This is a genomic window from Bacillus sp. UNCCL81 (assembly GCF_900112535.1).
In the GTDB taxonomy this organism is placed as follows: domain Bacteria; phylum Bacillota; class Bacilli; order Bacillales; family Bacillaceae_G; genus Gottfriedia; species Gottfriedia luciferensis_B.
Genome location: NZ_FOMF01000002.1, coordinates 371,440 through 383,023, shown reverse-complemented (window position 1 = coordinate 383,023; position 11,584 = coordinate 371,440). Strand labels below are relative to the sequence as shown.

The window sequence follows — 11,584 nt, the reverse complement described above, 5'->3', positions numbered from 1 at the left end:
TTATAAGGAAATAATCAAAGTAGGATTTAGTCGTTTATTATATAAAAACAAAAAAGAGTTTCCCCAAAAAAACTTTTGAGACAACTCTTTATCTTTTTTTAATTTTTCACCAATATTTTTCCATTAAAGCCTTTGACCATTCTGCTTGTTTGATCTCTCCTTTTGGAAGAAATTCTTTCATAATTGGTTTGATATCAATGATTGGCGTTCCATCGATCGCATCTAATCCTTTTACTGTAAGAATGCGGCCACTGTGTTTTAAAAGTTCTACTGTTGTTAGCCCTAATTTATTTGGTCTGTTTTTACCCCTTTGAGCAAAAATTCCAACCTTTGGATAATGAATATTATTTCTAGGATGTCTAGCATTATATTGAATCATTTCATCAGTTACTTTATCGAAATAAAAAATTATCTCTAAATGTGAAAAATCACTTATTCCACTTAATGCTTCTTCATTAAACTCCTCGACTAACTCAATTTCAGAAATAATTGAACCCCAGTGATCGTCTTTAATTTCTTTTCTTGAATTTTTAATAAACGCAATTGGATTAATGGTAAATGTCATCAATTCATCTCCTAACTTATTATATTTCGTCTATATTATACTGAATTTTTCGTTAATAATTTATAAAAGAAAAAGTATGCATTCTATCCACATACTTTTTCTTGAATCGGTTTTAACTTCTACCTCTCATTTTTAATGGTGCATTGATCATCATTGGAAATGTTAATAATTGAAGCACTATTCCTACTAATCCAATTAAAGTAAACAAATTGAGCGGATTAATATTAAAAATCATAGAATAAAAGTCTGAACTTATTCCATTGATTGATAAAAAGGTCATTAAAATACTAACTAAAACTAGTGTTAGTAGAAAATAGAGGATCCCCAATCTTCTAACTAATACAGCAATAAAAGAAGAAAGCCCTAGTATAATAAAACCAACCATTAGGTCGACCCAATAATACGTAAAGAAATGATATTCTGAGGAAACTAAATCTGCAGGATGGTAAAAGTGAAAACTATTTATTCCTTTGTCTAATAATATTTTCATAATGTAATACATTATATTTAAATAAGTAATACTTGAAATAACCATTAATACTGACATTACATTATAAGATTTTAGAAACTGTCTTCTTGTACTACCTAATCCAATTGCAACTTGGAAAGGAATGACCAATCCTGCAACCGCGAATGTACTAATCCCCCCATAAATCGGTCCAAACAAAGCTGCACCACTTTGTAAAGGGATTTTAAAAATTAAACTAACGAGTACGTAAACAACTGATAATAACAAAGTAATTAAAGAAAATATTTTAAAATACCATTTCAATTCATCGAAAACTAGTTGATAAGTGCCTCTTATCGAGTTCATCTTTTCACCTCTTTGTTTTTTGTTTTATTTATTAAATAGTCTTGTAGAGTTGCTTTTTCAATTTTAAGATGATGATCTTCAGCGATTTTTTTCCATTCATTTGTAAATAACTCATCGATCATTACTTTTTTAGTCGAACTGATTTTTGAGGATTCAAGTATAGAAATATTTTTCGTTACATGTTCTATTGAATCTATATTGCCAGAAAGAATAATACCTTTCTCCCGCATAACATCCATTTGTTCATGAAATAGTACTTTTCCATCATTTACTACAACGATCGTTTCACATAATGGTTGAATTTCTTCGATATGATGTGTTGATAGTAATATGAGTCTTGGATTTTCTTCATAGCTTTCCAATAATGCATCATAAAATAGTTTTCTTTTCACTGCATCTAGTCCATTAGTTGGCTCATCGAGAACTGTTATTTTTGCGTTACTAGCTAATCCTAAAATGATTTGCACTGCCGTTTTCATTCCTTTTGAAAACTTAGTGATTTTTTTATTCATTGGTAACTCAAAAACTTGCACTAAATGTTCAGCAAATTCTTGATCCCATTCAGGATGAAAGTACCTTCCGTATTTTAATAAATCGTCTATTCTCCAATTATGACCAAATGGATGATTTTCTTGGATATAACAAATATTCTCAAGAACATTTAAATTATTATAAGGTTCTTCCCCTAAGACTTTTATTGAACCTTCGTTTGGTTTATAATGGCCAGCGACTAAACTCATCAAAGTTGTTTTTCCTGTACCATTTCTTCCCCATAATGCAATAATACTCGGTTCTGTTTCAATTAAATTGAAATTCGTTAAAACTGGTGTATGCTTATAGCCATATGTCAAATTTTTAATTTCGATCAATTTTTACCCCTCCTAATTCGAGTCGTTTTTTCTCTTTATTAATTCAATTACCATTTCTTCATTTAAATGAATTCTCTTGGCTTCTTTAAGTAAAGGTGCAACATAATCTTCATAAAACTGCTGTTTTCGCTCTAAAAGTAACTTTTCTTTTGCTCCAGTAGAAACAAACATACCTACACCTCTTTGTTTAAAAATTATCTCCTTATCAACTAATGCTTGAAGTCCTTTCCTTGCAGTTGCAGGATTAATATTAAAAAAGCGAGATAATTCATTTGTTGAAGGCACTTGTTCACCCTCTTTAATTCTTCCGTCTATAATTTCGTCCATAATCATCACCGCAATTTGTTGAAATATTGGTTGTGATTCATCTAATGTCGGTTTCATTAGCACCTTCCTTTCTGGTTAGTTATTTAGTTAGTTACTCATGTAACTAACCATACTACTCCTTAAATCATATGTAAAGTGTTTTATTTAAGTACGCCTATTTTTTAGGAAATAAAAAAAAGCTTAATGCGATTATGCAATAAGCTTATGTTTAAATACTATGTGTTTATTATTTTTCAATAATTTTACCAGTTATACAATATTTTCCTTCTAAATAAATTGGAGATTGACCTGAGTGTAGTATGGTCACAGTTTTTATATATTGACTAGTATAGCTACTCGTATTACCTGGTAACACGGAAATTATATGACAGATATTGCTACTTACTTCGATTGTAATCGGTCCAGTACTGCCTTCGCTATTATAGACTGAAATCGTTGCTAAAGCAGTTAAATTTCCACCTAAACTCCACAGTTCAACTGGTTTATCAAGATTATCTTGAATCATAATATTGCCAAATAGATCAATTGGAATACATGGATCACATTTTGTTGGCGGAGGTATTGGTGTTGGGGGGGTAGGTGGTGTTGGTGGAGGTACAGGTGGTAATAGAGTTGGAGAAGAAACTGGTAATTTAATACTAGGTAAGTTTGGTATATCTGGTCTTTTTTGTTTCAATTTTTATCCCTCACTTATTATAGTTAATATCCTATGTATCTAAAATACTGAAAAGCCATTATTTTTAGTATTAAATAAAACATAAAAAGAAAAGTGACCACTATTAATCTTACTCATATAACTTGTAGTCACTTGTTGAATTAAAATAATATTTATTAACCTACTCTAACAATGGAAATTGTCGCAGCGGTCGTACCAGCTGCTAACGATACTGTAGCGGCTAAAGTAGCAGACACCATTACTTGCATCGTATCACCTGCATTTATATTAATAATCACTTGATTACTGACTAAACTTAATCCAACTGCAGCAGAAATATTTGTACCTGCAACTCCAGTCCCATTTCGAAATAACTGAAAAGTCGTTAATAAAGATAATGTAGGATACACTTGATAAGTTATTAGATATCTACCACTTGTGTTAATCGTAAAAATGGTAGCTGTTGGGTTGTTCACTGTTATATCTGCTGATAAATTTTGCGCGTTCGGAAACGGTATCGGTGAAGGGCCTAAAAGTGTAATCGCAATTGTTGCTCCAGAGGTATTTGCTGCCGATCCAGAAGTATTAAAACTTGATCCGGTTGATCCTGTTGCCCCAGTTGCGCCTGTTGAACCGGTTGGACCTCTATCTCCGACACCAGTTACTCCGGTTGAGCCGGTTACTCCCGTCGCACCCGTTATTCCAGTTGGGCCGGTTACTCCAGTCGTTCCCGTTATTCCCGTTATTCCCGTTACTCCAGTTACTCCAGTCGTTCCCGTTATTCCCGTTTCTCCAGTTACTCCCGTCGTTCCCGTTGTTCCGGTTACTCCAGTCGTTCCCGTAATTCCGGTTGACCCAGTTGGCCCGGTTACTCCGGTTGATCCTGTAAATCCCGTTGATCCGGTTGCTCCTGTCACTCCAGTTGAGCCCGTTGATCCTGTTACTCCGGTTTGGCCAGTTGATCCTGCTGTTCCCGTTATTCCGGTTAGACCGGTTGGCCCCGTTGCTCCGGTGGGGCCGGTTGATCCCGTCACCCCAGTTAAGCCAGTTACTCCGGTTACTCCCGTTATTCCGGTTGGGCCGGTTACTCCTGTCGCTCCCATTATTCCACTTGGCCCGGTTGCTCCTGTTAATCCTGTCACTCCAGTTGAGCCCGTTGATCCTGTCACCCCAGTTGAGCCCGTTTCTCCTGTTTCTCCGGTTGATCCTGTCGTTCCCGTTATTCCCGTTGACCCGGTTAATCCTGTTATTCCGGTTGGACCGGTTAATCCAGTTGCTCCTGTTTCTCCTGTCGTTCCCGTTATTCCACTTGGCCCGGATACTCCTGTCACCCCAGTTACTCCTGTTGGACCAACTTTTTTAATCCCATTACATGAAAAACTATTACAACAACTACATTTATTCGAATTGGAATTGAATCCTTTTACGAAAGAAATTGCATTACCATTCTCATCTTTATTATTCATAAAAGAATACATTAATTATCGTTCCTCATTTCATTACATAGGACTGTTCAAAAAATTATTCTGAACAATACTATTTAGATAAAATGAACTATTACATTGAATATCTAACCGTTAAACAAAACTCACCCTCTACTACCCCGGTTAAACCTGTAGTATCAATTTGAATTTCATCGAATAGCTTTTCTGAGAAAGCTACACTACTTTGAGGTGGGACAGTAAGGGTATCAATTACATTTCCTCCTCTTAAAAAGTTAACAACGATATTATCTGTTCCTGTATCATTTTTTACATAGCCTGTTGCGGAAATAATTGGAGCGATATTATTTGTAAAGATTGTGATAATACCGGGTGTATTCACTTGCCAAGTTATACAAACTTTGTCTTGAAAAATATTTTTAGTTGAGCAACAACTTAATCCATTACACATTTGCTTTTCTCCTCATTTTCTTCAATTAAACAGAATATCGTGTTGTTATACAAAACTCACCTTGAAATAGTATACCTGCTCCAATGGGAATAACGGCTTGTATTACATCAAATCTTCTAATTGTAAATGCCAAACTAGAACCTAATGTTACAACTTCAGAATTAATCGTGCCTCCAGCAGAGTTTAAAAATAAAATCTGTATTGGTGTTGCAACAGAACCTACCTCATACTTCACAAAACCAGTTCCTATAATATTTTGGTTAAAATTATTTTTAAAAAGTGGAATTGTTACGGTTGTTGCATCTCCTACTGCTTGCCATGGTGTACATACCTGGTCTTGAACAAAAACCTTTTCAGGACAGCAAGTTAATGTTGATGTTGAACAATTACATGATGATGCCATTTATGGTTACTTCCTTTCTTTCATTAAAATGAATCATTATCATATAGTAATCAAAGTGTCCTGAACATGCTTGTACATTTGTCATAAAAAAAGGAATCTATCACCCATAACTAGGAGATAGATTTAGCATTTAAAAGATTGATAAAAAAATGAATGTTATATGAAAAATTACAAAATAAAACGAAAAAAGAAAATTCTTATTTCATAACTTGGAAATACTTTGTATATAACTTAGTTACTAAATGTTTCATCAAACGCTGAATTCTAGTATAATAGATAAGATGTAAAAATTTGTTTATGATCTTTGATTTAGAAAGGACTTTATAATAGATGGCAAATAAAGAATTAATCACTCAAGTTGCTAAACGCCGTATTTTTGGGATCATCTCTCACCCTGATGCTGGTAAAACAACTTTAACTGAAAAATTACTACTTCATGGTGGAGCTATTCGTGAAGCTGGTACTGTAAAAGCTCAAAAAAATTCAAAATATGCAAAATCTGACTGGATGGAAATCGAAAAACAACGTGGAATTTCTGTAACTTCCTCTGTTATGCAGTTTGAATACGATGAAAAAATGGTATCAATTATGGATACTCCTGGTCATAATGATTTTGGTGAAGATACATATCGTGTGCTAACTTCTGTTGACTCTGCAGTCATGGTAATTGATGCTGCAAAAGGTATTGAAGCACAAACTAAGAAACTTTTCCAAGTTTGTCGTTTACGTGGTATTCCTATTTTTACCTTTATGAATAAATTAGATCGCCAAGCTAAAGATCCATTAGAATTAATGGAAGAATTAGAAGAAGTTCTAGGTATGCCTTCTGTTGCAGTTACTTGGCCAATCGGTAGTGGAATGCAATTTGAAGGGGTTTATGATCGATTAGAAAATGAAGTTCATCTTTTCCGTAAAGATGAAGTTATTAAACTTGGTCAAGATGGCGTTCATGGTCCTGAATTAGAAGCACATTTAGAGCCTTCAAATTTAGAAAATTTACGAGATGAAGTTGATCTTTTAGAAGGTGCAGGAAATGAATTCAATTTAGACTTAGTTCGAGCTGGGGAACTTACTCCTGTTTTCTTCGGTACAGCATTAGTCGATTTTGGTGTAACACCATTTTTAAATCATTTCTTAGATATGTCACCTGCACCAGGACCTCGTAAAACAATTAATGGTGAAGTTAATCCAACAGATGAAGTATTTAGTGGTTTTATATTTAAGATTCAAGCTAATATGAATCCTGCTCACCGTGACCGTATTGCATTTCTACGAATTTGTTCTGGTGTATTTGAACGAGGAATGAACGTAATGCTTTCTCGTACAGGAAAACAAATTAAATTAAGTCAATCAACTCAATTGATGGCTAATGACCGTGAAACGATTGACAGAGCATATGCTGGTGACGTAATTGGTATTTACGATTCAGGTACTTATCAAATCGGAGATACAATCACATCTAGTAAGCAAAAATTATTCTTTGAGCCATTACCAACTTTCCCACCTGAGTTATTCTTACGAGTTAGCCCAGTTAATTCATTAAAATCTAAGCACTTCCATAAAGGTGTTGAGCAATTAGCTCAAGAAGGTGCAATTCAAGTTTATAAAAATGAATTTAATGAGGTTATTTTAGGTGCCGTAGGTCAACTTCAATTTGAAGTATTTGAATACCGCTTAAAAAATGAATATGGATCTGATATCCGTAAGGACCATGTTGATTACAATATTGCTCGATGGGTTAAAACTGATGACGTAAAAGGACTTAAGAAATATCAAGACATGCGTAACATGCTAGTATATGACCGTTTCGAACGTCCTCTATTCTTATTCGCAAACGAATTTACGTTCAATCGTTTTAAAGAACGTCATGAGGAATTAGAATTAGTTGAAGCTCTTGATGTTAACAATGAAATACAAGTTGATTAATTGACGTAGAAGACCGATTTTTTCGGTCTTTTTTTGTTGGTTTTTGACGAGGTTCTTCTTACTTATTTTATAAGTGCGCTTTTCTTCGTTTAAAGGATAATTGATGAACTAGTCGAATAGTATTGGGATATATGGAAAATATTAGGAGGTTTAAGATGAAAAGAACGATTAGAGGTATCTACTTAGGGACCGCAATCGCTACCGGATTAATTGTCTTTAGTGGCTGCTCGAATTCAACTGAATCGCATGAAGCTACAGGTAAAGCCGTTATCATAACGAAGGCAGAGTTCGATAAGATTCAAAACGGTATGACATCGAAGCAAGTATTCGAAATTATTGGCGGTAAAGGCGAGGTAATGAGCGAAGCTGGCGAGAAAGATAAGCCAGGATATACGATTCTTTATACATATAACGGTAAAGGTTCAACGGGAGCTAACGCTAACTTTACGTTCCAAGACGATAAGTTAATGGCGAAGGCTCAATTCGGATTAAAATAACAAGTGAATTGCGCCTTAATTAGCGTCTTTTTTATGAAGGCGTATCATTGACAATAAAGATGATTTACACTTTATTTCGCGTTTATCCATAATTTGGCTATAACTAAATAAATTAACCCTCGGGATTTCGCCAGGGTTTTATTAAAAAAAACAATTACACCGTATGCCATACCAAGAAACGCTTTATCTTTATCATTTTGTTGTTGTGAATTTGCTACTTGCTCAATTATAAGCTTATATAATTCTTTTCTTTGTTCAGTTGTGAAATCATTATACTTTAACTCTTCCTCATAAATTGAGAAAGTTTTTAATAATGTCGTTAACATTTTGACTAGAAGAACTAGAGGTTTTAGTAGCATTAATAAACATTTCTTTAATATACATGTTTGTTCTCGTGCAAATTATACTAATATCTCGGATCGTTATCATTATCAACATTTACCTTTATCTGAACCAGAATCTTAATTAAAAAAAGCCGACCCCACTATTATTTCAATAGTTAGTCGGCATTTTCAAATAACCTATTATTCTATTAAATTACATGTTTTTCTGTATCAACATTAGCTTCCTTGTTTCTTGAAAATAAATTAGCCAATGCTTCTGGCAATGCGATCATTGCTGGTAAAAAGATCGGTAATAATATAAAGCAAAGGACTATTAGACCTGTTATTACCGCTATTGCTAATTCAAACAATAAAAGGATTCCAGATGGCATAAGTGTAGCAAATGTACCTCCAAGTATGATTACCGCTGAGATAATTACTCCACCAGTATGCTTAGATGCTAATACGATTGCCTCTTTCGGTGACAAATGAGTATATTCCTTAAATCTCATCATTAGGAAGATACTATAATCCACACCTAAAGCTACTATAATTATGAAAGAGAAGAACGGAACAAAAGATGATATTCCTTCATATCCTAGCAAATCTATGAAAATATAATTGATCATAAACATAGCACTGTAGTATGCTCCTAAAAGTGATGCGGTGATAAATACTGGTGTCCAGAATGATTTTATCACTAGGAATAATACAAGTAATACCCCAATTATAACAATAGTTGTTGTTTTATTTAGGTCACTACTCAAAATATTGTTCATATCATTTGTTGTTGCACTCGGACCTGAAACACCTGACTTAGCATTTGAAAGTTCTGTGCCTTTAAGTCCACTTTTAACAGCTGAATTTATTTTATTGATCGTATTTAAAGATTCTTTTGAATATGGATCGTTTTCCAAAACAATCGTTAGCTTTGTAATCTTTTTATCTTTTGACATAAACATGTCGATTGATTTTTTAAAGTTCTCGTCAGCCAATGCTTCTTTTGGAATAAAGAAAGTTTTATTCGAATTATACTGAGTTAAGAAATCATTTGTCTTTCCTAATCCGTCAGATATTTTTTCTAACCCACCGTTTACATCTGATAGTTTTTCCCCGAATATACTAAATCCATTGATGCCAGATACTAGCTGTTGCTGACCTGATTTCATTTGACCAAGTCCATTTGATACTTTATTCATATTTGTGACAATTTTTCCGATTCCAGATGATGCATCACTTAAGCCACTTTCAAGTTTTTTCAAACCATCAGCCATTTGAGTTAAGCCATTACTCATACTAGAAAGATTACTGTTTGCGGTAGCAAAACCTGCAGTTACAGCATTATAATTATCATTTAATGCTTTGATTCCTTCTGGTGTAATTTGATTTAATGAAGCAACTGTTTGATCAATTGTTTGCTTTAATGATTGGTAATTTACATCATCTTTTGAATTCGAATAACTACTACCAAGTGCTGTCACCATTGATTGCATTTGAGAAATTGCGCCTTTTAGACCAAGCAGTGCTTGTGCTGATTCTTGGTAATGACTTCCTAATTCTTTATAACCTGATTGCATTTTCTCATAATTTTTTGCTAATAATGATACGCCACTACTCATTTTTCTTAGATTTATTTCGAGTGTTGCTATACCACTAGAGATTGTTTGAGAATTACCAGAACCATCGCCAATCCCTGCTTGAATTTGTTTTAATCCCCCACTTAAAGCTGTCACACCATTTTGTAGTTCCGTTGTTCCATCTACCATTTGGTTAACCTTTGAAAAATCCGCTGATCCTAGTTTATCTTGAGCTAAAATTAATCCGTCATGTATTTCGTTAACTCCATCTTTTGTTTTTGAAATACCATCAGTCACCGTACCCATTTGGCTATCAACATAAAAACTATCAATTTGTTTGCTTTCAGGTTGTGTTACTGAAGATACTTGCTTAACACCTTTTATGTTCTTAAGTCTTTCAGTAACATTATCAATTACTGCAAGTGATTGATTATTATCAAGCGCTTTGTTGTTTTCAATCACGACTGTTGCAGGCATTGCCTGACCTTTACCAAAATGATCTGAAACGATATTAAATCCTTTTGATGAAGGATATTTATTTCCTAGTTCTCCAATTGTATCAAAGTTTAGCTTTTCTTTATGGAAATAGACCATTGGAGATAAAATCAATAATATGACTACTATTGTTATAATCGGTTTCTTTATAGCAAAAGCAGACGAATTACCAAAAAATTTGTTTTCTTTATGTCCACTAACATTTTTAGATGGCCAGAAAAGTTTTTTTCCTAATACTTTCATAATAAATGGTGTTAACGTTAAAATTTCTAGTAATAATATGCATACACCTATTACAACTACTACACCTGATTTATAAATTGGAGATTCTGCGAATACAAGTGCAAGGAACGCAATAAACACAGTTAAAATACTATAGGCAATTGTTTTACCAGCCGTTTTATATGTGTTTACAATTGATTCATCAACTGAATGTCCAAGTGAGAGTTCTTCTTTGAAACGATTAAAAAGGAGTATGTTGTAATCAGTACCAACCCCAAAAAGAATAAGTACTAGCAGCATTTGAGTAAGACTAGTAATTGGAAATCCAGCTTTATCGATTAATTGGGCAGCTATTCCCATTGAACATAGGTAAGAAAATGCAACCGCAATCAAAGATACAAATGGTGTAACGATCGATCTAAACGCAAGAATAAGTACTACTAAAATAAAAATAACTGTTAGAGCAGCACTTTTTTCTACTCCCGCTTGTGAAGCTTTTAAATAATCATTATTGATAAAATCTTCACCACTTAGATAATATTCGACTGGTACTTTACTTAATTTATTATCTATTTCCTTTTTAATATCATCTATTTCTCTTCCGTTCTTATCTAGCTTATAGCTCACCATTAGTGTGGTGCCATCTTTTGAGACTAATGAACTTTTTGCATTTGGAATACTAAAAGGATCAATAATTTCCGAAATTCTAAGTTCTTTACTACTATCACGTATTCCTTTAACAGCATCTCCGATTTTTTCCATTTCGTCATTCGAAATTTTATTTTTATCATAAAAAACAATCAGATTATTCGTTCCTTTTGAAGTATCCATTTTTTTGAGGATATGATCTGCCATAACAGAAGGTGAATTACTATTCGCTCCTTCTTGCCCCTTATTCCGTAGAATTGCATTTATATCAGGCTGAAGAACTGTTAACAATACTGTTGCAATTAACCAAATTGAAAAAATGATCCAACGACCCTTTATGATTTTGTTCACACGGTCCCCTCCTTCATTA

The 11,584-nt window shown here is 33.6% G+C and carries 12 protein-coding genes; 2 read left to right on the top strand and 10 right to left on the bottom strand.

Translation table 11 applies throughout. The features are described from left to right. Positions 1-106 precede the first annotated feature (106 nt). The 8 genes from tsaA to BM319_RS01995 form a co-directional block, all read right to left on the bottom strand. Positions 107-565: a tRNA (N6-threonylcarbamoyladenosine(37)-N6)-methyltransferase TrmO gene (gene tsaA / locus BM319_RS02030; RefSeq protein ID WP_091021156.1), complete on the bottom strand. Its 459-nt coding sequence runs from the start codon at positions 563-565 to the stop codon at positions 107-109. 112 nt (positions 566-677) lie between these two features. Next, positions 678-1,379: a hypothetical protein gene (locus BM319_RS02025; RefSeq protein WP_091021155.1), complete on the bottom strand. Its 702-nt coding sequence runs from the start codon at positions 1,377-1,379 to the stop codon at positions 678-680. Then, positions 1,376-2,248 carry an ATP-binding cassette domain-containing protein gene (locus tag BM319_RS02020; protein ID WP_069032075.1) on the bottom strand — a complete coding sequence of 291 codons (873 nt, stop codon included), beginning with the start codon at positions 2,246-2,248 and terminating at the stop codon, positions 1,376-1,378. The genes BM319_RS02025 and BM319_RS02020 overlap by 4 nt, the downstream gene beginning before the upstream one ends. 12 nt (positions 2,249-2,260) lie before the next feature. Beyond that, positions 2,261-2,632 (bottom strand): GntR family transcriptional regulator, encoded by a 372-nt coding sequence (locus BM319_RS02015; protein WP_069032074.1) that lies wholly within the window; start codon positions 2,630-2,632, stop codon positions 2,261-2,263. A gap of 169 nt (positions 2,633-2,801) precedes the next feature. Beyond that, entirely contained in the window at positions 2,802-3,251 is a 450-nt protein-coding gene (locus tag BM319_RS02010) for an S-Ena type endospore appendage (protein ID WP_091021154.1), read from the bottom strand. A gap of 155 nt (positions 3,252-3,406) precedes the next feature. Further along, a complete protein-coding gene (locus BM319_RS02005) occupies positions 3,407-4,708 on the bottom strand; it encodes a BclA C-terminal domain-containing protein (protein ID WP_091021153.1) in 1,302 nt (433 codons plus the stop codon). 79 nt (positions 4,709-4,787) lie between these two features. Next, positions 4,788-5,123: a DUF3992 domain-containing protein gene (locus tag BM319_RS02000; protein WP_069032071.1), complete on the bottom strand. Its 336-nt coding sequence runs from the start codon at positions 5,121-5,123 to the stop codon at positions 4,788-4,790. Positions 5,124-5,148: 25 nt separating this feature from the next. After that, on the bottom strand, positions 5,149-5,526 hold the full coding sequence (locus BM319_RS01995) for a DUF3992 domain-containing protein (protein WP_091021152.1): 378 nt from the start codon (positions 5,524-5,526) through the stop codon (positions 5,149-5,151). Positions 5,527-5,856: 330 nt separating this feature from the next. Between BM319_RS01995 and BM319_RS01990 the strand changes: the two genes are divergently transcribed. Together BM319_RS01990 and BM319_RS01985 are read left to right on the top strand one after the other, a co-directional pair. Next, complete coding sequence (locus BM319_RS01990) at positions 5,857-7,452, top strand: peptide chain release factor 3 (RefSeq protein WP_091021151.1); 1,596 nt, start codon at positions 5,857-5,859, stop codon at positions 7,450-7,452. 155 nt (positions 7,453-7,607) lie between these two features. Then, complete coding sequence (locus BM319_RS01985) at positions 7,608-7,949, top strand: hypothetical protein (RefSeq protein ID WP_254664515.1); 342 nt, start codon at positions 7,608-7,610, stop codon at positions 7,947-7,949. A 71-nt stretch (positions 7,950-8,020) separates the two neighbouring features. Here the strand turns inward: BM319_RS01985 and BM319_RS01980 are convergent, their stop codons facing one another. Together BM319_RS01980 and BM319_RS01975 are read right to left on the bottom strand one after the other, a co-directional pair. Continuing rightward, positions 8,021-8,308, bottom strand: a complete 288-nt coding sequence (locus BM319_RS01980; RefSeq protein ID WP_091021149.1) for a hypothetical protein — start codon at positions 8,306-8,308, stop codon at positions 8,021-8,023. Between the two features lie 173 nt (positions 8,309-8,481). Then, the gene (locus BM319_RS01975) at positions 8,482-11,565 is read right to left on the bottom strand and encodes an MMPL family transporter (protein WP_091021148.1); all 3,084 of its coding nucleotides are present in this window, start codon (positions 11,563-11,565) and stop codon (positions 8,482-8,484) included. Between the last annotated feature and the right edge of the window lie 19 nt (positions 11,566-11,584).

Coding starts and splice junctions, on each gene's coding strand:
- tsaA (WP_091021156.1), bottom strand. CDS start 565: ATGACATTTACCATTAATCCAATTGCGTTTATTAAAAATTCAAGAAAA.
- BM319_RS02025 (WP_091021155.1), bottom strand. CDS start 1,379: ATGAACTCGATAAGAGGCACTTATCAACTAGTTTTCGATGAATTGAAA.
- BM319_RS02015 (WP_069032074.1), bottom strand. CDS start 2,632: ATGAAACCGACATTAGATGAATCACAACCAATATTTCAACAAATTGCG.
- BM319_RS02005 (WP_091021153.1), bottom strand. CDS start 4,708: ATGTATTCTTTTATGAATAATAAAGATGAGAATGGTAATGCAATTTCT.
- BM319_RS02000 (WP_069032071.1), bottom strand. CDS start 5,123: ATGTGTAATGGATTAAGTTGTTGCTCAACTAAAAATATTTTTCAAGAC.
- BM319_RS01995 (WP_091021152.1), bottom strand. CDS start 5,526: ATGGCATCATCATGTAATTGTTCAACATCAACATTAACTTGCTGTCCT.
- BM319_RS01990 (WP_091021151.1), top strand. CDS start 5,857: ATGGCAAATAAAGAATTAATCACTCAAGTTGCTAAACGCCGTATTTTT.
- BM319_RS01985 (WP_254664515.1), top strand. CDS start 7,608: ATGAAAAGAACGATTAGAGGTATCTACTTAGGGACCGCAATCGCTACC.
- BM319_RS01980 (WP_091021149.1), bottom strand. CDS start 8,308: ATGCTACTAAAACCTCTAGTTCTTCTAGTCAAAATGTTAACGACATTA.